Here is a 23,076-nt window from a genome sequence, read left to right as displayed (position 1 = left end):
TAACGTGAGTCTGCAGAAAATAAAAGACGAGATTCTAAAGAAGCTGAAGGTTCCGGTATTTCCTAATCGCTCATTTGATGTTACAGCGTTCGGGGCTGACGAAAGCGGAAAAAACGATTCGACGGAAGCGATACAGAAGGCGATTGATCAAGCCCACCAAGCCGGCGGTGGAAGAGTAGCGGTTCGTGAAGGCGTGTTTATTTCCGGTGCGCTCAGACTGAAAAGCAATGTGGAGCTTCATATTGCACAAGGAGCGGTGATCAAATTCAGTCAGAACCCTGAAGATTATCTCCCCGTTGTGCTGACGAGGTTTGAAGGAGTCGAGCTCTATAATTATTCACCGCTCATTTACGCTTATGAAGCTGAAAATATTGCGATAACCGGAAAGGGCACGCTTGACGGCCAAGGAGATGACGACCATTGGTGGCCGTGGAAAAGGGGAACGAACGGCCAGCCTTCACAGGAAAAAGACCGGAATGCTTTGTTTGAAATGGCTGAGCGCGGTGTCCCAGTCACTGAGCGGCAGTTTGGAAAAGGGCATTATTTGCGGCCGAATTTCATTCAGCCGTATCGCTGCAAACATATATTGATTCAAGGTGTCACCGTGCTGAATTCGCCGATGTGGCAAGTTCATCCTGTGCTTTGCGAGAATGTGACAGTGGACGGCATCAAGGTCATCGGACACGGCCCGAATACCGACGGAGTCAACCCGGAATCGTGTAAAAACGTGGTGATCAAGGGCTGCCATTTTGATAATGGAGACGACTGCATCGCCGTCAAATCGGGAAGAAATGCCGATGGCCGAAGGATCAACATTCCGTCAGAAAACATCGTCATTGAACATAACGAAATGAAAGACGGGCACGGAGGGGTCACGATCGGAAGCGAAATTTCCGGCGGCGTGAAGAACGTCATCGCAGAGGGCAACCTTATGGACAGCCCGAACTTGGACCGAGCCCTCCGCATTAAAACAAATTCAGTGCGCGGCGGCGTTCTTGAAAACATCTACTTTCACAAAAATACGGTCAAAAGCTTGAAGCGTGAAGTGATCGCCATCGATATGGAATACGAAGAAGGAGATGCCGGAGATTTCAAGCCAGTCGTCCGCACCGTTGATGTTAAGCAGCTGAAAAGCAAGGGCGGACAATATGGGATCAGGGTGCTGGCATACGACCATTCTCCGGTCACCGGACTGAAAGTGGCTGATTCCGAGATCGACGGCGTCGATGTTCCGATGGAACTGAAACATGTGAAAGACCCTGTTTTTTCGAATCTGTATATTAACGGAAAACGCTATGACTCACACGAATCATAAACAAAAATCCTCTGCCGATCGGCAGAGGGTTTTGTTAAATGGAGCGGATAATTCCGCCTTCCACTCTTTGAGCGGAACCGTTGATGGCCGCAGCTTTTTCGGAAGCGAGATAGACGATCGTACTCGCCACTTCTTCCGGTTTTGCATAGCGCTGAATCAAAGAAGTCGGCTCATTCACTTTGAAATAATCTTTGACAAAAGTGTCTAAATCGGTTTTCTCCTGAGCTGCGGCTCCCTCCATATAATTGGCGACGCCTTCCGTCCAGGTAGGTCCCGGAAGGACGGAGTTGACCGTCACATTTGTCCCTCTCGTCATTTCGGCCAAACCTCTTGATAAACTGATCAGAGCGGTTTTTGTCATCGAATAAGGGATCATGTGGGGAAGCGGTTTGATGCCGGCTTCGCTTGCCAAATTGAGAATCCTCCCCTTATTCCGCTTCAGCATGGCTGGCAAAAACGCGCGGCAAAGCCTAACAGCGCTTAGAACGTTTACTTCAAAATAGTTGAGCCACTCTTCGTCTGTCACCTCTGTAAAATCCTTCACTTCAAAGAAGCCCATATTATTGACGAGGACATCAAGCTCCCCGATTTCAGCGGTTTTTTCGACCAGTGCCCTGCTTTCTTCAGGATCGGATAAATCAGCGGCAATTCCGTGAACATTTCCGTGCCGGGAAAGCTCATCAACGACCGACTGGACCTTTTCTTCTGTCCGTCCGTTTACGATGACCTCGGCGCCTTCCGCCAAAAAGGCTTCCGCCGTTGCTTTTCCAATACCAGCAGTAGAACCTGTTACGAGCACGAGTTTGTTTTTCAGCTTTAAATCCATATGCCATCAATCCTTGTTTCAGAGTTAAGATGAAAAAAACATCTAATAAACAGTATATCGCAGCTGGATACCGCGGTCGAAAATCGTGCTTGGCGCTTTATTGTTCCCTGCCTTTTAAAACTTTATGAATATCTTCCATCGGACGGAGCCAATTCCTTTTCATCACTTCAGCCGCCAATTTCGAATCGTTTTTTTCAAAAGCGGCGATGATTTCCCAATGCTCGGCGGCGGACTGCATTTTCGGAGCAGCCGGCCGATTGAAAAACACATACTTCATCCGTCTGACATGAAGCTGCAGCACGGCGGAAAATTGAAGAACATACGGGTTTTTAGCCGCTTCTGTAATCAAATGGTGGAACTGTTCGTCGAGTTCAGCAGCATCGTGATTCCGCTCCTCCTTAAACGCGGCTTCGTATTGAGCCGCGAGTTTTTTCAGCTCGGCAATCTCTTCTTCGGTCAAAAGCGGCGCGGCCAGTTCCGCCGCCAGAGCCTGAAGGTGTGCGAGCGGGGGATAGACGGCCAGCGCATCATCGGGATGAATGAGCGTGATCTTTGTTTCTTTTCCCGGCTTCATTTCTACAAAGCCCTGCGATTCCAAGAGCTGAAGCGCTTCTCTGACCGGTGTGCGGCTGACGCCGAGCGCTTCGGCCAGATCGACGTCCGTGACTTTTTCGCCGGGTTCAAGGGTTCCGTCAACAATCCAGCGCTGCAATTGGTGAAACGCTTTTTCCTTTGCTGAAAGTCTGACCTGAGGCGTATAGTTTTTCGGTATCGGCATAAAACCACCCTTTCTCTATATGCAATATATCGTAAATGATTTAGAAAAAACAACGTTTTCGGTTGAAAATCTCCTTTTCAGAATCTCATATACAGACCTGTGTCGATTATAGTATAATAATTCCGAAATTAGGATACGAATGAGTCAGAAAGGTGCTGCCGATCAGCAGCTTAAGAGGGGAAGCCGGCGAGAGCTCCGCGAGCAGTTCGGACAGGCCGGGAGCGATGAACCAAAAGCCGGAATAACCGCCTGGATGATGACCGCGTAATCTGCAAGGACAGATGCGGTATAAACGATGTGCACTTTTTTGTACGTTCTTGGTTTGCTGCATCTTTACTGAGTAGAGATGTTTTTATTTTATCCCGAGGAGGAAGCAGGATGAAGAAGTTAGGGCTTTTATTGCTGTCACTGCTGTTGGCCGCCGGCGTCCTTAGCGGCTGCGGTCAAGCGCAAAAACCGGCAGACCAGCAAAAACAGGAGAAGGCGGCTGAAGCGTTTCCGGTCACCATAAAAGATGCCTCAGGGCAAGAGGTCAAAATTGAAAAAGAACCGAAGAAAATCGTCTCTCTGATGCCGAGCAATACCGAAATTACATATGCCCTCGGCCTGGGAAAAAAAGTCGTCGGCGTGACGGATTTTGATACATATCCAAAAGAAGTGAAAAACGTTGAAAAAATCGGGGGCATGGAATTTAACACGGAAAAAATCATTTCGTTAAACCCCGATTTGGTTCTGGCCCACGCTTCCGGCATGCAGAGTGCCGAAGAAGGGCTGAAGCAGCTAAAAGGTGCAGGAATTACGGTGGTGACTGTAAATGATGCGGCCTCTTTTGAAGAGGCGTACCGGTCGATCGAAATGATCGGAAAGGCTGCCGGCGCAGAGGATCAAGCAGCGAGCCTGGTCAAGAGCATGAAATCTGACCTGGCTGACATAAAAGAAAAAGCTGCAGGCATATCTAAAGCCGGTCAAAAGAAAGTGTTTGTTGAAGTGTCTCCGGCTCCGGACATTTATACGACCGGAAAAGGCACCTTTATGGATGAAATGCTTGAAGCGATCCATGCGGAAAATGCCGCTTCCGCGCAGAAAGGCTGGGCCAAGATAACGGAAGAAGCGATCGTCAAGCTAAATCCCGATGCGATCGTGACGACAAACGGTGAATCCGCTGTCAGCGAAATTAAAAAACGAAGCGGCTGGAGCGGTATAAAAGCCGTCAAGAATAACGAAGTATACGACGTGGACCCTGACCTCGTGACCCGTCCGGGGCCGCGATTGATCAAAGGGGTCGAAGAGCTTGCTGAACATATTTACCCTGACGTTTTTAAGAAATAACCGCATCGCGGCATATGCCTTCAGCCTGATGTTTTTGTCGGCAGCTGTTCTTATGGGAATCTCTATCGGATCTTTGGAGATTCCCATTCCTTCTATTATCAAGGTTTTTTTGGACGAATGGTTTGGTATTCAAGGGTTAAATCCCGATCCGACGGAGGCGAACATCATCATGAAAATCAGGCTGCCGAGAGTGGTATTGGCCGCTCTTGTCGGCGCGGGTCTGGCTGCAGCGGGGGCCGGGTTTCAAGGGCTTTTGAAAAACCCGCTCGCAGATCCGTATACGCTCGGCATTTCGTCAGGCGCAGCCGTCGGTGCAGTGGTCACGTTGTTTTTTGGGATTCAGCTGCCGGTGATCGGAAGTTTTACATTGCCGTTTTTAAGCGTTGCCGCGGCTGTTGTCGTGATTTTTTTGGTTTTGTTCTTTGCGCGGCTGGTACACCCTTCATTGACCTTGTCCGCTTTGATTTTAACAGGGATCATCTTCAGTTCGTTTTTGGGTGCGCTTATTTCTCTCATGATCGCTTTGACCGGCGATGATTTAAAACCGATCGTCCACTGGCTGCTCGGCAGCGTATCGATGAGGGGCTGGGGCTATGTCGCATTGTTTCTGCCCTTTTTTGCTGCGGGCGCTGCCGCGCTTTTGATCAGCGGGAGAGAACTGAATGTGATGACGTATGGCGAGGAAAAAGCGAGACTCCTCGGCGTGAATGTGAAGCGCAGTAAATATGTCGTTTTGTTGGCGGGAGCTATTTTAACTGGCAGTGCGGTTGCTGTGTCTGGAACCATTGGCTTTGTCGGCCTCGTCATTCCGCATTTTATCCGGCTTCTGTCGATTACGGATCACCGTCATCTTGTGCCGCTCTCGATGCTGAACGGCGCTTCGTTCCTTGTGCTGTCAGATCTTTTGTCGAGAACCATCATTGAGCCGTCCGAGCTGCCGATCGGCATTATTACTGCATTGGTAGGAGCACCTGTTTTCGGCTTTATTTTGATTCGGCGCTACAGGGGAGGGCGAGTTCATGATTGATGTCATCCGTGTGTCCGGCGGCTATGGAAAAACGGATGTCTTACAGGACATCAGCTTTGCTGTAAAGCCGGGTGAATTTTTAGGAATTCTTGGTCCGAACGGCAGCGGAAAAACGACTTTGCTGAAAATGCTGTCGGGAACAATTCCCCCTCGAAGCGGCGAGGTGCTGCTTGAATGCCGTTCAGTCGGGGCGTACGAAACGAAGGAGCTCGCTCGCAAAATGGCGGTCCTTCCTCAAAAAACGGAGCAGGCCTTTTCCTTTACAGTGGAGGAAACGGTACAGTTTGGCCGCTACGCGTATCAATCAGGCCTTTTTCGGCAGGTGACAGCGGAAGACCATGATATCGTGAAGAGGGTGATGAAGCAGACAGACACACTTCGCTTCGCCCAGAAATCCATTCATGAGCTGAGCGGGGGAGAGCAGCAGCGGGTGTATTTAGCGCAGGCACTTGCCCAGGAACCCGAATATTTGCTGCTTGATGAACCGACGAGTTTTCTCGATTTGTCATTTCAAAAAAGTCTGCTTGATTTAATGAAACAAGAAACGGCTGCATCCAAACTCGCAGTGGTCGGGGTGTTTCATGATGTGAATATTGCGAGTTTATACTGTGACCGCCTGCTGTTGTTGAAAGATGGAAAAGCGGAAGTTCTTGACCGCCCGGAAGCTGCCCTTTCTGCCGAGCGTATCGGACGAGTGTATGATACGGGTATCACAGCGCTGGACCATCCTCAGCGTGAAAATCCGCAGTTTACGATCAAGGCGAAAACCATCCCGCAGAAAACCGAGCCTCTCTTTTTAAAAGAGCGAATTGAACTATATTTGCCGCACGGCATCGCATTTTTGGCAGACCGCCCGCTCCGTCTTCTGTCCTCTGAAGGGGGCTTTGCTTGGAGACGAAAACTTGTTTTCGTAAGCGAAAATAACTCTGGATGGCCGCATGACCTGTCAGCCTTTGAAGATGAAACGCTGTTTATCCAACATGATGCTGAATTGGCTGACTGTCATATTGTGTCGGAAAGCGGTGATCTTTGCATCGTCGGTATGAAAGATACGGCGGGGCGTTTGATCATGTGGGTGTTAGTTGACGGCTGTTTGCAAGATGGTCAATTTGTGAAGGCGATAAACGCTGCAGCAAATGCCGCAGCCCAGCACCATGTGCTGTGCAGTGATGTGCTTGTAGCGGCCACTCAATCCGGCCGGGCAGCGGATCAAACCGCTTTTTTGACACAAATTCAAAATAAAACAGCGGCTTGTGTGAAAGCTTTAAAAGATTAATTTGACCTGTCTTTGGACAGGTTTTTTATTGTTTTAAAACGCATCAGCTGAAGGTAAGATTTCATTCTTTTATCCCAAATCTAAAAAAATGTGTTGCTTAATGAATCATAACACCTTTATAATAAAGTTTGTGAAAGCGTTTTACTATTTTTCTGTTTAAAAATGCAACAGAGGGGAGCGAAGCCACTTGAAAGTAGAGGGAATTATCCCTGCCATACTGACACCGCTTACAAAAGAACAGGCTTTTCATCCGGGTGCAGCAGAAAAGCTGGTGAATCATTTAATTGATTCAGGCGTCCATGGCATTTTTGCTTTAGGAACAAATGGCGAATTTCATTTATTTTCGCAAGAGGAAAAGCTTCAAATTGCTGAAACAGTTGTAAAAGCGGTTAATAAACGAGTGCCTGTTTTCATCGGAGCTGGAGAAAACAGTACTGAGGCGACCATTTCCTTATCCAATCAAATGGCGGATATCGGAGCGGATGTTCTTTCGATTATTACGCCATACTTTGTCGCACCTTCACAGGAGGAATTGTATCAGCATTTCCGGACGATTTCTGAAAATGTCGCGCTTCCTGTCCTGCTCTACAACATTCCGGCGAGAACAGGCTTATCATTGGAGCCCGAAACGGTTGAAAGGCTGGCGGCATTGCCGAACATCATCGGCATTAAGGACAGCAGCGGCAGCTTCGCCAATATTAAGGCGTATCTTGAGCGTACAAAGGAACAGTCCTTTTCCGTCCTGGCAGGAACCGATTCATTGATTTTGGACACATTGAAGGCGGGTGGAACAGGAGCTGTAGCTGCCACAGCCAATGTGCTTCCGCAAACCGTTGTTTCAATCTATGAATCTTTTAAACAAGGAAACATTGAAGAGAGCGAGCATTATCAACAGCAACTGCAGCGGCTTCGTGATACGTTTTCATTCGGTTCACTGCCGGCGCCGCTAAAAAAAGCAGCGGAGCTTGCCGGCATCGACGTCGGACCGCCTAAAAGTCCGATTGCAGAGCTGTCGGGAGAGCAGTTACTAAAAGTGAAAAAGATGCTGGAAGGCTACGGAATTGTAGCAAAACTGGCAAAGGAGCAGTGAGGTTATGAAGACGCTTTATCATTTTCAAACGGCCGCCCGAATTGAGGCTGGTGCACATTCACTCAATTTGCTTGGTGATCACTTAGATCAGATCGGATTGAATCAGATTCGTTCGGTGTTTATTTTAACTCAGCCGTCGATCGTTTCTCTCGGCTATGCAAACCAAATCAAAGACATACTTGCCGAAAAAGGCATCTCAAGTGAAATCAACACGGATATACAGCCTGAACCGACGGAACAAAATATCGAAGAGGTTTTTCAGCTTTTTTCTAAAGGAGGCCATGACGCGATTTTAGGAATTGGCGGAGGCAGTGTGCTTGATGCGGCCAAAATCCTCTCTGTTCTGAAAACAAATGAAAAACCGATTTCAGCTTTGATTGGCACAAATCTCGTTGAAAAGCCCGGCGTTCCGCTTGTGCTGATTCCGACAACATCCGGAACAGGGTCAGAGGTGACGCCGAATGCGATTGTGACGTTCCCGGAGAAAGAATTAAAGATTGGTATGGTCAGTTCCTTTCTGCTGCCGTCGCTTGTAATTTTAGATCCGGTTTTGACGACCGGTCTTCCAAAGGCGATCACAGCTGCAACCGGAATGGATGCATTTACACACGCACTCGAATCCTATATTTCCAACAAAGCAAATCCATTCAGCGACATGTTTGCGCTTGAATCGATGAGACTGATTTCCTCCAGTATTCAGGAGGCCTACCATCATGGAGATAACCTGGAGGCGAGAGAAAAAATGCTCATTGGCGCCATGTATGGGGGAATGGCCTTGACAAGCGCAGGAACAGCGGCGGTTCATGCGATGGCTTATCCGCTCGGGGGGAAATACAAAATTTCGCACGGTGTAGCCAATTCAATGCTGCTTCCGCATGTAACGGCCTTTAATGCGGATCATGTGACTGACCGCCTTGCGGATGTGGCTGGCGTGATTGGAATCGAGTCAGAAGGTTCGAAGGCCAGCCAAGCAGAGCAGGTCATACGGAAAATTGAAGAGTGGACCGCCGATTTGGATATTCCGCAAAATTTGAAGACATTCGGGGTATCAATAGAGGATGTGCCATCGCTTGCTGAGGCGGCAGCCGACGTCAAACGGCTCATGGATAACAATCCAAAGCAAATGACCATTGCGGAGATTGAAGCTGTCTATTTGAAATTGCTGGATATGTAGGCTGCCGGGATCTGTATATGGTTTTCACCATGGGCCTGTAAGAGGCTCACAAACAAAGGGGGAGTTTGGGTGGATGTCTTAAGCGCTTCGGTCATAACGTTTATTTTGGCAGTGATTGTGGTTTACATTCTCTTTACGACATGGCTGACGATGCGGTTTCGCAGTAAATCCAGTTCGGAATTCAACAATGCTGCCAAAACGCTGCCGGCGATTGTTGTCGGCATTCTGCTGATGAGTGAATTCATCGGCACCAAATCGACAATCGGGACCGCTGAATCAGCTTATACACATGGTTTGGCAGCTTCATGGTCGATTGTAACGGTCTCGATTGCGTTTTTTATTTTTTCCTACTTCTTAGTAGGGAAATTTTATAAAACAGGCCAATATACGATCTCTGGGATTATTAGTGAAAAGTTTGGCCGTTCGACCAAGCTTGTCGTTTCTATTATTATGATTGGGGCCCTTTTACTTGTGAATCTTGGAAACTATTTAAGCGGATCGGCGGCCATTTCGTCTATTTTAGGTCTTCCGCTGATGACGTGTGCGATCATTACAGCGATTGTCAGTACCTTTTATTTTACGTTTGGCGGAATGAAAGGCGTTGCCTGGGTGACGATTCTGCATTCTCTTGTTAAATATGCGGGAGTTCTTATCACTTTAGGGGTTGCACTCTATTTGACAAAAGGCTGGGAGCCGATGACGCAGCAGTTGCCGGAGCATTTCTTCACTTGGGACGGCAGTATCGGATGGGGGACAATCGGCGCCTGGTTTATCGGCAACATGGGGGCGATTTTTGCGACTCAGTTTATTATACAGGCTATTACCTCATCGAAAAGTGAGAAAGATGCAAAGAAGTCGACACTGTATGCAGCGCTGCTTTGTCTGCCGCTTGCGATTGCCATTGGAGTCATCGGCGTTGCTGCACGGTATTTGTACCCGGATATTGATCCAATTTACGCATTCCCGGTGTTTATGCAGCACATGAATCCTGTGCTGAGCGCGGTTGTGGCGACATCCCTTGTGGCGTCTATTTTCGTTGGCGTTTCGACGGTTGCGCTGGCGACAACGACGCTGATCATTGATGACTTTTATGTACCGAAAGCAAAACCAACGCCGGAACAGCGCATGAAAATCACGAGATATGTTTCTATTATCGTCGGTTTTATTCCGCTGCTCGGGGTTGCGCTGGCACCGGAATTGTTAACGCTTTCTTTCTTTACGAGGGCGCTTCGGACATCAATTGCCGTTGTAGCGGCGATGGGCTTTTATTTGCCATATTTTAATTCAAACCGCGGAGCAACCATTGGCTTGGCGCTTTCCGGCATATCGACGACGGTATGGTATTTGTTGGACAATCCGTTTGGCATCGATAACATGTACATCGCCATCATTGTTCCGTTTATTGTGCTCGTATTAGACCGTCTGATCAGCTCACCTGCGAAAAAAGAGTCAAATGTGGAGGAGGAATTGTGATGAAACAAAGTGAAGTTTCCCTGCCGATAGATGGGCGCATCAGAGAAAATAAAACCGACTCGGCCAGAAAGGATGCGTTTTTGCCGACAGACTGCCCGCAAAACCATGCAGCCAACCTGCTGGAGCTGGATAATGGCGATCTGTTGTGCGTCTGGTTTGGTGGAACGCAGGAAGGCATCCCGGATATATCGGTTTTCATGTCAAGGCTTGAAAAAGGAAGCGGTGAGTGGACACAGGCAGAAAAGCTGTCAGATGATCCTTCCCGCTCCGAACAAAACCCTGTGCTTTTCCAAGAGCCTGACGGCCGGCTCTGGCTTATGTATACGGCGCAGCTTTCCGGCAATCAGGATACAGCGGTTGTCAGATACCGGACATCGGATGACAGAGGCCGGACATGGAGCGAGATTGGTACGTTGTTTGGCGAAGCCGGGACTTTTATCCGCCAGCCGCTCATTGTTCTGGATAACGGCGATTGGCTGCTGCCCGTCTTTTACTGCATCACTCTGCCGGGCGTGAAATGGACTGGAAACCGTGACATCAGCGCGGTGAAAATTTCATCTGATAAAGGCAAGTCGTGGGAGGAAGTGAAGGTGCCGGGCAGTACTGGTTGTGTTCATATGAATATTGAAAAACTGCAAGACGGCACATTGCTTGCGCTGTTTAGGAGCCGTTTTGCAGACTCGATTTATGTGAGCCGGTCTATTGATAACGGCCGCACCTGGTCAGAGCCCGAGCCGACCGAGCTGCCGAACAACAACTCTTCGATTCAATTTACAGCGCTTCAAGATGGGACGCTTGCTCTCGTATACAATCATATGAATGCGAATGAAACGACCGAAAGAAGAGCATCTCTATACGATGAAATTGAGGATGAGGATGATACAAGAACAGGTGTTGACACAGAAGCGCGTCCAGCCTTCTGGGGAGCGCCAAGGGCGCCGATGACATTGGCGCTTTCACGGGACGGCGGCATCACATGGCCTGTCAAAAGAAACATCGAAGTCGGCGATGGTTATGCGATGACGAACAACTCAAAAGACAAGCTTAACCGCGAGTTTTCCTATCCCTCGATCAAGCAGGGGAAAGATGGTGATCTGCATATTGCCTTTACGTACTACCGTCAGGCGATTAAATATGTACGTGTCCCGAAAACGTGGGCCTCAGCCGGCCAGGAATAAAGCCGTTTGAACGAGCGCGCGGCACTGGAATGAATTGTATCCCTATATCGCATCATTTATAATTTAAGTTCGAGGGGGCTGTCCCAATCGTTTGAACGGACTCCCTCACTGTCTCTTTGACCTGAGAGAGAATGAAAGAGGGGATCCATTTCATGAAAATTAAAGTGCTTGGCATTGCGCCGTATAAAGGCTTAGGGGATTTATTGACAGAGCTCGCGAAGGAAGAACAAGACATTCAATTTCAGCTGGAGGTCGGCGATTTGCGCTCCGGCGTTACGATTGCAGAACAAGCTGAATCGCAGGGAATCGATATTATTATGAGCCGCGGAGGTACAGCCTCGCTCATTCAGCAACACGTGCACATCCCTGTCGTGGATATCCCTGTTTCCGGGTATGATCTGCTGCGGGCGCTGACGCTCATCAAAGATTATCAAGGAAAAACAGCCGTCGTCGGCTTTGAAAATATTACCCAAGGGGTTCGCACCATCAGCGAGCTTTTCGGAATAGAAGTTGATTTATATACGATTAAAGAAGAAATGGAAGTATGGGATCTGCTGAGGGACATTCAGCAGCAGGGAACACAAATTGTATTGGGAGACGTCATTACCGATAAAGCGGCAAAGGAGCTGGGTATGCAAAGCATGCTGATCACGTCCGGCCGTGAATCCGTTAAAGAAGCGTTTCACAGTGCAAAGCAAATGTACCGGCTCTTTAAGGAGGCATCCGAGGAGCAGCGGATGTTTAGAGAGATGATCGATCAGGAAGAAAAAGGGATGCTCGTTATTGGTGACAACAGCCGGATCCGCTTTGTGAACAAAACGGTGAAAAATTGGATTAATGAGGGGCTTCTTGAACCTATAGCACCTGCCGATGCCATCCATGAATGGTGGGAAGAGCTGGCTTTTGCCGTACAGTCAATAAGAGAGGGCAAACAAAGCGGGTATTTCCAATTAGAAACAGGAGAAGTTGTCTGGCATATGAAAGGCTCCCTTCTTTCAAAAGGGGAGCTGCTGATTGCCATTGAACAATCAGCGTCATTCTGCCGTGATCATCGGCATCTTGCATGGTCGCTTGCAGCGCCCGTACATTCACTGCAGCCATTTTCATCATTTACACAACAAAGCAGGTCCATGAGGGACACGGTTCAGCAAGCGCAGGCATTCAGCCAGACGCATAAACCTATTTTACTGTACGGAGAGGAAGGAACGGGTAAATCAGATCTCGCCTTTGCGATTCATCAAATGAGCCCTCGGCAGCAGCATACGTTTGTGACCATTCACTGCAGCAAGGTGAAAGAGTACGCATTGCTGAAAGACCTTCCGGCTGTTCAGAACGGGACGATTTTTCTTCGAAATGTCGAGCATCTGCCGCTCGAAGTCCAGCATGATCTCTTCGTGCAGTGGATGAAGCCGGATCAGCAAATCCGCTGGCTCGCCTCTTCATCTGCCGACTTATTTGAAGAAATGAAAGCAGGGCGATTTGACCCTGATTTATACAGCTGTTTACAAGGATTGACGCTCTATGTCCCGTCGTTATCAGAGAGGGTGGAAGACATGGAGGACATGAGCAGACTGTTTATTGCTGAATTTAATTCAGCTTATGGCACACAAGTGGTCGGACTTGCGCCTGAGGTGATGGACGCGTTTCACAAGCAGACATTTCGGGAGAATGTCCGGCAGTTTAAGCGATTACTTGAAGAGCTTGTGCTGACGGTAAAAAGCGGATATATCACATTGGCTGAAGCCGCACCGCAGCTTGACCGTCTGTCCAACGAGAACAAGGAAGAGAGCTTAAAAGGCTATTTGGAAGGAACGCTTGAGGACATCGAACGGCGCATCATTCATGCGGTGCTGCAGGAGGAGAATATGAATCAATCCAAAGCGGCGAAGCGATTGAATATCAACCGCACCACCTTGTGGAGAAAACTGAAAGAATAGCATGAGACCGAGGTGTCGATATGACAAACGTACGATGCAAAAAAGGAGCGGACATCAGCCGAAAAATATTGATTGTCGCTGACGATTTGACGGGTGCCAATGACACAGGCGTTCAGTTTGTTAAAGCCGGACTGAGCGCAGCTGTTCTTTTTGACCAGTCCGGTGCAAATCCAGCGGATATCAAAGAAGATGTCATGATTTTAGATACGGATACGCGCGGTGCGTCGCCGAGCGAGGCTTACAAAGAAGTCAGTTCAGCATCGCATCCGTTCGCACACCTTGAATCACACCTTTTTTTAAAGAAAATTGACTCCACATTAAGGGGAAACATCGGGGTCGAAATCAAAGCGCTGATGGATTTGGGGCGTTTTGATGCAGCGGTCATCGCCCCTGCTTTTCCTGATGCAAGGCGGATTACTGTGGATGGCGTGCATTATGTCAATGGGCTGCCTGTCCATGAAACTGAAGCAGCCATTGATCCGAAAACACCGGTTGCAGAATCACGGATCGCTGAATTGCTTTTCAGGCAGACGCAAATTCTGCCAAAAGCGGTAGGCATCGAAACGCTTCGCAAACCTGATGAACAAGTGCAGAAAGACCTTAAATCGTGGATAGCCCGAGGGCATGAATGGTTTGTCTGCGATGCAGAGACAAATGAGGATTTGCGCCGCATCGTGCAGGTGTTCATGAACAGCGGCCAGTCCATATTATGGGTCGGCGCTGCCGGACTGGCCGGTGCACTCGCCCCGCATGTCAGAAAGAAGCCGCTCAAGACAGACAGACGGAATGAGCCGGTGATGATCGTATCCGGCAGTGCATCGAACACAACAAATGGACAGCTCGCATATTTAAGAGGGCAGCAGGATCCCGTTGATGTGTGCATTAATCCGCTGAACGTATTAAATGGATGTGAAGCACGGGAGCAGAAGCGCGCGCTCGATCAAGTGCTGGCTCATCAAGGGAAAGATGTTCTGCTTTATACTGATGCGAAGCCGGAAACTGTGCAGCGCATCATCGCTTTTGGGAGAAGCCAAGGCCTTGACCGGCAGACTGTAGGCGAACGGCTCTCCCGTTTTCTTGGTGCAGTTACAACTGAAATCGTCAAGATGACAGGGTTAAAACGCCTCGTTTTGACAGGCGGAGACACAGCGCGTGCGATTTGTAACGAGCTTGGTGCAGACGGCATTCAGCTGCTTGGTGAAATTGAAGCGGGCATACCGCTCGGCAAGCTGCTCAACACAGATATATATGCGGTGACAAAGGCGGGCGCCTATGGTCAAACCAATTCTGTTCTAAGAGCCGTTGAGGTGCTGAGAAATTTAGAGGAGGAAGACAGATGGCAAAACCAATCATTGCGTTGACGATGGGGGATGCGGCAGGTGTCGGCCCGGAAATTATCATCAAGGCATTTGAGCAAAACAGTTTGCATGAAAACGGAACATTGTTTGTGATTGGGGATTACAGCATTTTAAACAGAGCGAAGACGTTCATTGGCTCAGACGCAGACATTGTAAAAATCAGCGAGCCGGAAGAGGCAGCTGATGTAAAGCCCGGCGTCATTCCTTGCCTGGATCTTCAGCTGCTGACAGATGATCTGAGAGTCGGCGAGGTGTCGGCTGAAGCGGGAAATGCAGCGTTCCGCTATCTTGAAACGGCGATTGCCCTTGCCAACGAGAAGCGGATTGACGGCATTTGCACAGCGCCTTTAAATAAAGAAGCCCTCCATAAAGCGGGGCACATGTACCCGGGCCATACCGAAATTTTAGCGGAATTGACGCAAACAAAGGACTATGCGATGATGCTGGCTGCACCGAACCTGAAAGTGGTCCATGTCACGACCCATGTCGGTCTGCTTGACGCCATTCATCTCATTGATGCGAAACGGGTGTACACGACAATTCAACTGGCGCATGACACGCTCATTCGCGCAGGTATTCCGCAGCCTAAAATCGCCGTGTGCGGCATTAACCCTCACGCCGGTGAGAATGGTTTGTTTGGACATGGAGAAGAGGAAGAGAAAATTGTCCCTGCCGTTGAACGCGCACAAAGTGAAGGTATACAGGCATTCGGCCCGCTGCCCGCTGACACGCTTTTCTTCAGAGCAGTGAGAGGCGACTTTGATATAGTGGTGGCGATGTATCATGATCAAGGACACGGCCCGATTAAGGTGCTTGGCCTTGAAGCAGGTGTGAACATTACAGTCGGCCTGCCGATTATCCGTACGAGTGTTGACCACGGAACAGCCTTTGATATTGCGGGAACCGGCAAAGCCGATCCTGCCAGTTTAGAAGAAGCGGTGAGACAGGCGATCATGCTGTCCGGTACGCGTGAGCGCCTTGCATAAAAAAGAAGAGCCTTCAAAAAGGCTCTTCTTTTTAGTTCATGTAGGTGCCGCCGTTAATATTAATGGTTTCGCCCGTCATAAAGTCAGATTTGTCAGAGGCTAGGAAGGCGACAACGTTTGCGACATGCTCTGGTGAGCCAATCATTTTCAGCGGAATCCGTTCGACGACTGCTGCACGATACTCCTCGCTCCACTGCTTGCTCATATCCGTTTCAATCGGCCCCGGGCAGACGGCGTTGACATGAATGCGGTGTGAAGCGAGCTCCTTTGCCAAATGCATCGTTAAATAGTTGATGCCTGCTTTCGAAGCACCGTATGCAGGAGAGGCATTGTGATGCGGTGTTTTGCTCGTCGTTGAGCTCATGTTCACGATTTTTCCGCCGCCCTGCATGATCATTTCCGGGATGATAGCCTGACACATGAGAAAGGTGCCGGTTAAATTCAAATCTATCACTCTTTTCCACTCTTCAAGCGACGTATCAACGGTCGTTTTGCGCAAATTAATGCCGGCATTGTTGACCAAAATATCGATTCGTCCAAACTGCTGTTTTGCCTCAGCGATGAGAAGCGAGGCTGTTTCTGGCAAACTTGCATCACCTGCAACATAAGAAGCGCACTTTCTCTCGGTATTCAATTGTGTGCACAGGGACTTGAGCAATTCTTCGTTTGTCCCATTGATGACGATATTTGCTCCTTTATCCGCAAGCGTCTCTGCAATGGCTCTGCCGATGCCGCGGCTTGCACCGGTGATAATGGCCGTTTGCTGATTCAATTCCATCCTCATCCCACCTGTCTTTGAATAAAACCGTTTACATTTCTATTATAAAAGTGAGTGTTTCTTTATTCAACAAAACTTTGTTTTTGGATGATTGTTCCTGAATTTTGTGTTTCATAATGAAACGATCTATGCAGCTGTTATAAACAGGGTATACTATAAGGAAAAGTGATCAAGAGAGGAGTATGAAATGAAACTATATACAAAAACAGGCGATCAGGGAAAAACGAGTTTAATTGGCGGAAAGGCGGATAAAGATCATCTTAGAGTGGAAGCGTATGGCACACTGGATGAAGCAAACAGTTTCATCGGGCTGGCTCAGTCTTATTTAAAAGCGGAAGAAGCGCTGTTTCAAGATATTCTGTCAGAGTTGATCGCTATCCAGCATGAGCTGTTCGACTGCGGCAGTGATTTAGCGCATGTCAATGTTCAGGAAGAAGGCAAGCTGAAGGCTGAATCGATCACGATGCTTGAAGAACGGATTGACGCCTATGTCGAGGAAGCGCCGCAGCTGACCAAGTTTATTCTTCCGGGCGGAACAGAAGCGGCATCATTTTTGCATGCAGCGAGAACGGTCATCAGAAGAGCTGAACGAAAGATTGTCGCTTTGGCCAAAGAAGAAGACATTCCGCCGCTTGCGCTGCCATACGTCAACCGGCTGTCCGATTATTTATTTGCGGCGGCGCGCATTGTCAACCACCGGCTCGGGGAAGTCGATGTTGAATATGAACGAAGCGCTGACGTATTCCGGACAAAGAAAAAATTATGAATGAGCCATTCACCAATTGTTATCGAACAGAAACGGGCCAATTGATCAGATCAAGCCGTTTTCCGGCAGGGGAAAACGGCTTTTTGTCGTAAACTTTAAGTAAGCGTTTTCAAAGAGAGGGAGTGTTCAAGTGGTCAATCGGGAGGCAGCTGCTATACGGCTGACGGTTTCGAAGGATGGAGACGGCGAATTTCAAACCGTTCAAGAGGCGATCGATGCTTTGCCAGAGTACAGTCGGGAACAGAAAGTAATATTCATCAAAAAAGGGGTTTACAAAGAAGTCGTTCATATTCCGGCTACAAAGCCGTTTGTGAAGCTGATCGGCGAAAATCGTTACGAGACTGTGATTACGTATGACAACTATGCGGGGAAAGAAAAGGAAGGAGGAGGGAAATACGGTACGACCGGAAGTTCAAGTGTGTTTATATATGCGGATCATGTTGAAGCCGAAAATCTGACGTTTGAAAACTCGTTCGACCGCACAAAAGTCGACACGACCGGCACGCAAGCGGTGGCGGTTTATACGAAAGGAAACAGGATGACGTTCAAACATGTCAGGTTTATAGGAAGACAAGATACACTGTTTGTCAATGACGGTACGCAATATTTTTATCAATGCTATATAGAAGGTGATGTCGACTTCATTTTCGGAGGAGCAAGAGCTGTATTTGAAGAGTGCCAGATTCATAGCGCTGACCGGGGGTCCGCTACCAACAACGGTTATGTGACAGCTGCGAGCACGCATATCGCGAAGCCGTTCGGCTTATTGTTGACAAACTGCAGACTGACAAGCGATGCCGCGGCTGGAACGGTATACCTCGGGCGTCCTTGGCATCCGGGAGGAGACCCCGACGCCATCGCCAGTGTGTTATATCACCGCTGCGATTTAGGCGCACACATCAAGCCTGAGGGATGGACGGATATGTCAGGCTTTTCTGCAGCCGATGCCAGATTGTACGAATACGGGAATACGGGTCCGGGTGCGATTTCGCATGAGGACCGAAGGCAGCTTGCCGATCATGAGGCTGAGAAATGGACAGTTGAAAATGTACTGGACGGCTGGAATCCTAAGGTGAAATCATAGCAGAAGAAAGTGCAGAAAGACCGCTCTCTGGCTGGGATGAGCGGTCTTTTTATGCGAGCGGGTCCGATGTGCCATACGACCCTGGTCGTACGGCAAAATCAATCTGTGACTCGTTTTGTCGAAGCCTGAAATTGACTATAGTGAAGACATGAACGAGAAAGGAGGAGTAAATATGAATATAAATGGGAAGTCCATCATCGGCTTTTTTCTAATCCTTTTTGGCGTCTCCCTGTTCTTCGGCGGAGGCCATTTCGGCGGATTGGTTACAGGTGCTATTGGGGCATTGCTTCTATTCTATTCCGTAAAAAAATGGAAGGAAGGCCGCCAGTTTGCCGCGGTACTGGCTGCGATCTTCGGCATCATGTTTTTGGGAGGGTCATTGCCGTTTCTGATCGGCATCGCGCTTGCTGCAGCCATGGTTTATTTCGGATGGAAAATGATGAAGCAGGATGACAAACAGGATGACATCCTTTATTCAGAGAAAACGGAGCCTGCCGCTGCTTCATATGACACAGGCTTTGATGCAGAGTGGGAAGAGTTTTTGAAAAAGAATAAATAAATATTTTGGGAGGACGAGATCATGGCTTTAAAAAGAATCAGAGACATGTTTGTCGCATCAGTAAATGAAGGATTGGATAAACTTGAGAACCCCCGGGTGATGCTGAATCAATACGTACGCGACATGGAAAGCGATATTGCCAAGGCGAAGCATACCATCGTTAAGCAGCAGACAATTGAACATAGTTTTAAAGGAAAAGTGGAAGAAGCCGAAAAGCTTGTTGTCAAGCGAAGAAACCAAGCTCAGCTAGCTTTCGATGCAGGTGAAGAAGAACTTGCTAAAAAGGCGCTCTCAGAAATGAAGTATTTTGAAGAAAAAGCTGCTGAATACAAGGACGCTCACCAGCACGCGAAAAAGCAGCTTGCCGAATTAAAGGAACAGCTGGAGACACTTGAGGTTAAACTGCGCGATATCAAAGACCGCAAGCATGCGCTAATTGCCAGGGCAAACGCGGTGAAAGCGAAAGAACATATGAATGCATCATTTAATAAAATCGACAGCGAAAGTGCCTACCGGGAATTTATGAGAGTGGAAAACCGCATTGAAGAGATGGAAACAAAGGTGAACAGCTATGCTGAATTATCCGCTTCATCAAGCAGCCCATTCGGCCGCCTTGAGTATGCAAGAGAGGTGGAAGAAGAGCTGGAAAAAATGAGGGCTGAAAAGACAGGCTTGGAGAAGCAGACACATGCGGGAAATGCATAAACGAATAGGGGCTCTCACAGGCCCCTTATGCAATTTTTGATTTCTTTCAAAGTTCATTTTCCTTATAATAAGGAGCATACACTTATTAGCCGAAAGGATTATCCACATGAAAAAAACGGTTGGAAAACTGCTGATCATCGCCGGCATTCTCATCCTTGCCGGCATGATGTTTAATGGGCGTGAAGGCTTTTCTTTCTTCGGCTTCGATGACGAGTCAGCCCGCACATACCATGCACAGGCAAAAGACATCGATAAAATTGACATTGATGCAAAGAGTATAACAGTCAACATTCAAGCTGAAAACCGCGATGATATAAAAGCCGAGATTTCAGGGAAAAACGTCCGGCTTGATTCGTCAGAACAGGGGCGTACACTTCAGCTTTCCGCTCATTCGAAAGGCTTTTGGCCGTTTTTCTGGAAGAAAAATGAGCTGATTGTCAAGGTCCCTTCTGATTATCAAGATGATCTGGCGATTTCTTCGGGAAGCGGAAATGTCAAACTGTCCGGCGGCGGTCTGCATTTGCGAAATGTAGCCTTAAAGTCGGGAAGCGGCAGCCTCAAGGCCGATGACCTTCAGGCGCAAAACCTTTCTGTAAAAGGGACGTCAGGGTCGGTCAGGCTGGAAAACGTTCAAACGGCAACTGCTGACATCCGCTCCACATCCGGTAATACAAAACTTGAAAATGTCACCGGCAGACTCAGCATCAAACAGACTTCGGGCAATTTGCGTGCTTCTTTTACAGAGATTAACGATCCTCTGAGCATCAAACAGACATCCGGAAACACCAAGCTCAAACTTCCCGATGATGCTGATATCAGTCTTGAAGCCGAGTCGACAAGCGGGAACATCAATCATTCCTATTCATTTGACAAAGTGACCAATGAGAAACGGACGCTGACTGGAAAAAAAGGAAATGGAAAAAATAAAATCGACATCTCCATCACGAGCGGGAATGTCTCAATTGAGTAATCGACAAGAAGAAAGGGGGCTCGAGTCAGCATGCGTCTTACAAAAAACCAATTGATCGGACTGATCATTGTTCTCTTCGGAATCAGCATATTTTTGCAAAACAGCGGGCTTGGAGACGCGTTATTCTGGCCGCTCGCTTTCCTTTTTGCCGGGTATTTTCTCCACAAATATTCCCGCCGCTGGCTCGGGTCTGTCATGTATATTTTTGCAGGCTTTCTGCTGTTAAAAGACATCTTCAGCATTACATTCAGCCTGTTCGGCTTTTTCTTTGCAGCTTTCTTAATTTATGCGGGGTACCGGCTGGTGACAAATCAGCCGGTATTTGACCGTCATAAGCCGAAAGGAAGAGGAAAGGAAAAGGCGGATTCCAAGCCGCTTCAGGAGAAGAACAGCCCGGGACAGCGCAGCTTCTTTTTCGGTGATGTAAAATTGATGAAAACACCTTTTGACTTAAATGACTTGAATATCTCCGGGTTTATCGGTGACGTGAAAATCGATTTGTCAAAGGCGATTATTTCAGAGGGAGAAAACACCATCGTCATTACGGGGTTGATCGGAGATGTCGATATTTACATTCCGTCCGATCTTGAGGTGTCCATCAGCTCTTCTGCATTCGTTGGAGACATTGACGTCATCGGCGGCCGAAAAAGCGGCATCGGCAATCAAATCTATTCCGAGACAGAGAATTACGAGCAGTCGGCACGACGGGTCAAAATTTCGATTTCGCTGTTTATCGGCGATGTGGATGTGCGGTTCATATGAGAACAAACAGACTTGCAAACATTCAATGGCGCGCCGTCCGCTTATCCCTTGGTGTCAGCTTTACGATTTTTATTGCAGTATTGGGCTTTATGCTGTTTTACTACCAGCTGGATCCGAGTGTACTTATCGTTTCCAGGTGGTTCGGGATTCCGTTTATCGCGCTTCTCGCATTGATCAGCGCCGCTGTTGGATTCGGCTCAGGCTATATGTTCGGCAATCAGCTGAAAAAACGGCTTGAAAAGCTGATCGAGTCTATTCTAAAGTACGAAAACGGCAACTTTGCCTACAGGATTCCGTCGCTTGGAGACGATGAGATCGGGCTGGCCGCCGACCAGCTCAATGAGATGGCCAAACGGATCGAAAGACAGGTTGCCTCTTTGCAAAAGCTGTCCAATGAGAGAGCGGAATGGCAGGATCAAATGAAAAAATCGGTGATCTCCGAAGAGCGGCAGCGTCTCGCGCGCGAATTGCATGATGCGGTGAGCCAGCAGCTGTTTGCGATTTCCATGATGACTTCAGCCGTATTGGAGGGAATCGACGCTGCCGCTGACGAAAAGCTCGCCCAAAGGCTGAAAATGGTCGAAAAAATGGCGGCCGATGCCCAGAATGAAATGCGGGCGCTGCTTTTGCATTTACGACCTGTTACGCTTGAAGGGAAAGGTCTAAAAGAAGGGCTTGCAGACCTTTTGGAAGAATTTAAAGCGAAACAGTCGATTGACATCGATTGGGAGATCGAGGATGCGGGCAAACTTCCGAAAGGTGTGGAAGACCACCTGTTCAGGATCGTTCAAGAAGCGCTCTCAAACGTGTTCCGGCATTCAAAAGCGACAAAAGTCACCGTCAGACTTCTGCTCAGGAACAATCAGCTCCAGTTGAAAGTCATAGACAATGGTGAAGGATTTAAGATGGACGCCGTCAAAACATCTTCGTACGGGCTGAACTCGATCAAGGAAAGAGCCAGCGAAGTCGGCGGAGTGGCCGAAATCATTTCATTTACGGGAAAAGGAACACAAGTTGATGTAAAGGTTCCGATTTTTGAACAACAAAAAGGAGAGGCTTAAAAGGTGATTCGAGTATTGTTAATTGATGATCATGAGATGGTAAGAATGGGGCTGGCCGCTTTCCTGGAATCCCAGCCTGATATTGAAGTGATTGGAGAGGCTTCAGACGGAAAGCACGGCGTTGAATTGGCGCTTGAAACCAAACCCGACGTGATTTTGATGGATCTTGTAATGGAAGGGATGGACGGAATTGAGGCCACGAAAGAAATCTCCCGGCAGCTTGCCGATCCGAAAATCATCGTTCTGACGAGCTTCGTTGATGATGACAAGGTCTATCCGGTCATCGAAGCCGGAGCGCTCAGCTATTTGCTGAAAACGTCGAAAGCGAGTGAAATCGCCGATGCGATCAGGGCTGCGAGCGTAGGAGAACCAAAGCTTGAAGCCAAAGTCGCAGGAAAAGTATTGTCCAAGCTGAGACACTCAGCCGGCGAACAGCCCCTTCATCAATCGCTGACGGCAAGAGAATTGGAAATCCTCAAACTTGTAGCAGAAGGCAAAACAAACAAAGATATTGCCGAAGAATTATTTATCACCATTAAAACAGTTAAAACGCATGTGACGAACATCCTTTCCAAGCTTGAAGTCGACGACCGGACACAAGCCGCAGTCTACGCCCACCGAAACAAACTTGTCGACTGATCAAA

Annotated in this window: 23 protein-coding genes; 20 read left to right on the top strand and 3 right to left on the bottom strand. The window is 48.3% G+C overall.

Annotated features, from left to right (window positions below; translation table 11 throughout):
• The first annotated feature begins 4 nt into the window (after positions 1–4).
• A complete protein-coding gene (locus MKX80_RS18330; RefSeq protein ID WP_154995206.1) occupies positions 5–1,315 on the top strand; it encodes a glycoside hydrolase family 28 protein in 1,311 nt (436 codons plus the stop codon).
• 34 nt (positions 1,316–1,349) lie between these two features.
• Here MKX80_RS18330 and MKX80_RS18325 read toward each other — a convergent pair whose 3' ends face one another.
• Both MKX80_RS18325 and MKX80_RS18320 read right to left on the bottom strand, forming a co-directional pair.
• A complete protein-coding gene (locus tag MKX80_RS18325; RefSeq protein WP_182070075.1) occupies positions 1,350–2,141 on the bottom strand; it encodes an SDR family oxidoreductase in 792 nt (263 codons plus the stop codon).
• Positions 2,142–2,238: 97 nt separating this feature from the next.
• Positions 2,239–2,919, bottom strand: coding sequence for a GntR family transcriptional regulator (locus MKX80_RS18320; RefSeq protein WP_154995202.1), 681 nt, complete (start codon positions 2,917–2,919; stop codon positions 2,239–2,241).
• Between the two features lie 139 nt (positions 2,920–3,058).
• Between MKX80_RS18320 and MKX80_RS18315 the strand changes: the two genes are divergently transcribed.
• The 11 genes from MKX80_RS18315 to pdxA all read left to right on the top strand — a co-directional run bounded on the left by MKX80_RS18315 (position 3,059) and on the right by pdxA (position 15,747).
• Positions 3,059–3,187, top strand: a complete 129-nt coding sequence (locus MKX80_RS18315; protein WP_261763380.1) for a hypothetical protein — start codon at positions 3,059–3,061, stop codon at positions 3,185–3,187.
• 110 nt (positions 3,188–3,297) lie between these two features.
• Entirely contained in the window at positions 3,298–4,248 is a 951-nt protein-coding gene (locus MKX80_RS18310) for an ABC transporter substrate-binding protein (RefSeq protein WP_182070076.1), read from the top strand.
• A complete protein-coding gene (locus MKX80_RS18305) occupies positions 4,211–5,275 on the top strand; it encodes an iron ABC transporter permease (RefSeq protein ID WP_154995198.1) in 1,065 nt (354 codons plus the stop codon). Before MKX80_RS18310 ends, MKX80_RS18305 begins: the two co-directional genes overlap by 38 nt.
• The gene (locus MKX80_RS18300; RefSeq protein ID WP_268343137.1) at positions 5,268–6,551 is read left to right on the top strand and encodes an ABC transporter ATP-binding protein; all 1,284 of its coding nucleotides are present in this window, start codon (positions 5,268–5,270) and stop codon (positions 6,549–6,551) included. The genes MKX80_RS18305 and MKX80_RS18300 overlap by 8 nt, the downstream gene beginning before the upstream one ends.
• A 187-nt stretch (positions 6,552–6,738) precedes the next feature.
• Positions 6,739–7,641: a 4-hydroxy-tetrahydrodipicolinate synthase gene (gene dapA / locus MKX80_RS18295; RefSeq protein ID WP_268343135.1), complete on the top strand. Its 903-nt coding sequence runs from the start codon at positions 6,739–6,741 to the stop codon at positions 7,639–7,641.
• Between the two features lie 4 nt (positions 7,642–7,645).
• A complete protein-coding gene (locus tag MKX80_RS18290; protein ID WP_268332721.1) occupies positions 7,646–8,815 on the top strand; it encodes an iron-containing alcohol dehydrogenase in 1,170 nt (389 codons plus the stop codon).
• A 69-nt stretch (positions 8,816–8,884) separates the two neighbouring features.
• Positions 8,885–10,288 (top strand): sodium:solute symporter family protein, encoded by a 1,404-nt coding sequence (locus tag MKX80_RS18285; protein WP_182070080.1) that lies wholly within the window; start codon positions 8,885–8,887, stop codon positions 10,286–10,288.
• Positions 10,288–11,466, top strand: a complete 1,179-nt coding sequence (locus MKX80_RS18280) for an exo-alpha-sialidase (protein ID WP_182070081.1) — start codon at positions 10,288–10,290, stop codon at positions 11,464–11,466. The genes MKX80_RS18285 and MKX80_RS18280 overlap by 1 nt, the downstream gene beginning before the upstream one ends.
• 152 nt (positions 11,467–11,618) lie before the next feature.
• Entirely contained in the window at positions 11,619–13,403 is a 1,785-nt protein-coding gene (locus tag MKX80_RS18275) for a sigma-54-dependent transcriptional regulator (protein WP_268351776.1), read from the top strand.
• 20 nt (positions 13,404–13,423) lie between these two features.
• Positions 13,424–14,764 carry a four-carbon acid sugar kinase family protein gene (locus MKX80_RS18270; protein WP_268334912.1) on the top strand — a complete coding sequence of 447 codons (1,341 nt, stop codon included), beginning with the start codon at positions 13,424–13,426 and terminating at the stop codon, positions 14,762–14,764.
• Positions 14,740–15,747, top strand: coding sequence for a 4-hydroxythreonine-4-phosphate dehydrogenase PdxA (gene pdxA / locus MKX80_RS18265; RefSeq protein ID WP_154998307.1), 1,008 nt, complete (start codon positions 14,740–14,742; stop codon positions 15,745–15,747). Before MKX80_RS18270 ends, pdxA begins: the two co-directional genes overlap by 25 nt.
• A gap of 31 nt (positions 15,748–15,778) precedes the next feature.
• On the opposite strand, the gene MKX80_RS18260 is transcribed toward pdxA, so the two are convergent.
• Positions 15,779–16,525, bottom strand: coding sequence for an SDR family NAD(P)-dependent oxidoreductase (locus MKX80_RS18260; protein ID WP_154998309.1), 747 nt, complete (start codon positions 16,523–16,525; stop codon positions 15,779–15,781).
• 187 nt (positions 16,526–16,712) lie between these two features.
• On the opposite strand from MKX80_RS18260, the gene MKX80_RS18255 reads away from it, so the two are divergent.
• From MKX80_RS18255 to MKX80_RS18220, 8 genes are all read left to right on the top strand, one after another.
• Positions 16,713–17,291, top strand: a complete 579-nt coding sequence (locus tag MKX80_RS18255) for a cob(I)yrinic acid a,c-diamide adenosyltransferase (protein ID WP_154998311.1) — start codon at positions 16,713–16,715, stop codon at positions 17,289–17,291.
• A gap of 130 nt (positions 17,292–17,421) precedes the next feature.
• Positions 17,422–18,375, top strand: coding sequence for a pectinesterase family protein (locus tag MKX80_RS18250; protein WP_234112261.1), 954 nt, complete (start codon positions 17,422–17,424; stop codon positions 18,373–18,375).
• Positions 18,376–18,547: 172 nt separating this feature from the next.
• Positions 18,548–18,934: a protein liaI gene (locus MKX80_RS18245; RefSeq protein ID WP_154998314.1), complete on the top strand. Its 387-nt coding sequence runs from the start codon at positions 18,548–18,550 to the stop codon at positions 18,932–18,934.
• Positions 18,935–18,955: 21 nt separating this feature from the next.
• Entirely contained in the window at positions 18,956–19,639 is a 684-nt protein-coding gene (locus tag MKX80_RS18240; protein WP_154998316.1) for a PspA/IM30 family protein, read from the top strand.
• A 106-nt stretch (positions 19,640–19,745) separates the two neighbouring features.
• Complete coding sequence (locus MKX80_RS18235; RefSeq protein ID WP_182070086.1) at positions 19,746–20,609, top strand: DUF4097 domain-containing protein; 864 nt, start codon at positions 19,746–19,748, stop codon at positions 20,607–20,609.
• A 30-nt stretch (positions 20,610–20,639) separates the two neighbouring features.
• Positions 20,640–21,371: a cell wall-active antibiotics response protein LiaF gene (liaF, locus tag MKX80_RS18230; protein WP_234112260.1), complete on the top strand. Its 732-nt coding sequence runs from the start codon at positions 20,640–20,642 to the stop codon at positions 21,369–21,371.
• Complete coding sequence (gene liaS / locus MKX80_RS18225; protein ID WP_154998320.1) at positions 21,368–22,432, top strand: two-component system sensor histidine kinase LiaS; 1,065 nt, start codon at positions 21,368–21,370, stop codon at positions 22,430–22,432. The genes liaF and liaS overlap by 4 nt, the downstream gene beginning before the upstream one ends.
• A 3-nt stretch (positions 22,433–22,435) precedes the next feature.
• Positions 22,436–23,071 (top strand): response regulator transcription factor, encoded by a 636-nt coding sequence (locus tag MKX80_RS18220; protein WP_154998322.1) that lies wholly within the window; start codon positions 22,436–22,438, stop codon positions 23,069–23,071.
• Positions 23,072–23,076 lie beyond the last annotated feature (5 nt).

Source organism: Bacillus sp. FSL K6-0972 (assembly GCF_037976035.1).
Lineage (GTDB): Bacteria > Bacillota > Bacilli > Bacillales > Bacillaceae > Bacillus > Bacillus haynesii.
This window is presented reverse-complemented; position numbering and strand designations above follow the sequence as displayed.

Excerpts from the sequence above, each read along its gene's own strand:
- MKX80_RS18325 (WP_182070075.1), bottom strand. The coding sequence starts at position 2,141 with ATGGATTTAAAGCTGAAAAACAAACTCGTGCTCGTAACAGGTTCTACT.
- MKX80_RS18320 (WP_154995202.1), bottom strand. The coding sequence starts at position 2,919 with ATGCCGATACCGAAAAACTATACGCCTCAGGTCAGACTTTCAGCAAAG.
- MKX80_RS18315 (WP_261763380.1), top strand. The coding sequence starts at position 3,059 with ATGAGTCAGAAAGGTGCTGCCGATCAGCAGCTTAAGAGGGGAAGCCGG.
- MKX80_RS18310 (WP_182070076.1), top strand. The coding sequence starts at position 3,298 with ATGAAGAAGTTAGGGCTTTTATTGCTGTCACTGCTGTTGGCCGCCGGC.
- MKX80_RS18300 (WP_268343137.1), top strand. The coding sequence starts at position 5,268 with ATGATTGATGTCATCCGTGTGTCCGGCGGCTATGGAAAAACGGATGTC.
- MKX80_RS18290 (WP_268332721.1), top strand. The coding sequence starts at position 7,646 with ATGAAGACGCTTTATCATTTTCAAACGGCCGCCCGAATTGAGGCTGGT.
- MKX80_RS18280 (WP_182070081.1), top strand. The coding sequence starts at position 10,288 with ATGAAACAAAGTGAAGTTTCCCTGCCGATAGATGGGCGCATCAGAGAA.
- MKX80_RS18275 (WP_268351776.1), top strand. The coding sequence starts at position 11,619 with ATGAAAATTAAAGTGCTTGGCATTGCGCCGTATAAAGGCTTAGGGGAT.
- MKX80_RS18270 (WP_268334912.1), top strand. The coding sequence starts at position 13,424 with ATGACAAACGTACGATGCAAAAAAGGAGCGGACATCAGCCGAAAAATA.
- pdxA (WP_154998307.1), top strand. The coding sequence starts at position 14,740 with ATGGCAAAACCAATCATTGCGTTGACGATGGGGGATGCGGCAGGTGTC.
- MKX80_RS18260 (WP_154998309.1), bottom strand. The coding sequence starts at position 16,525 with ATGGAATTGAATCAGCAAACGGCCATTATCACCGGTGCAAGCCGCGGC.
- MKX80_RS18255 (WP_154998311.1), top strand. The coding sequence starts at position 16,713 with ATGAAACTATATACAAAAACAGGCGATCAGGGAAAAACGAGTTTAATT.
- MKX80_RS18245 (WP_154998314.1), top strand. The coding sequence starts at position 18,548 with ATGAATATAAATGGGAAGTCCATCATCGGCTTTTTTCTAATCCTTTTT.
- MKX80_RS18240 (WP_154998316.1), top strand. The coding sequence starts at position 18,956 with ATGGCTTTAAAAAGAATCAGAGACATGTTTGTCGCATCAGTAAATGAA.
- MKX80_RS18235 (WP_182070086.1), top strand. The coding sequence starts at position 19,746 with ATGAAAAAAACGGTTGGAAAACTGCTGATCATCGCCGGCATTCTCATC.
- liaF (WP_234112260.1), top strand. The coding sequence starts at position 20,640 with ATGCGTCTTACAAAAAACCAATTGATCGGACTGATCATTGTTCTCTTC.
- liaS (WP_154998320.1), top strand. The coding sequence starts at position 21,368 with ATGAGAACAAACAGACTTGCAAACATTCAATGGCGCGCCGTCCGCTTA.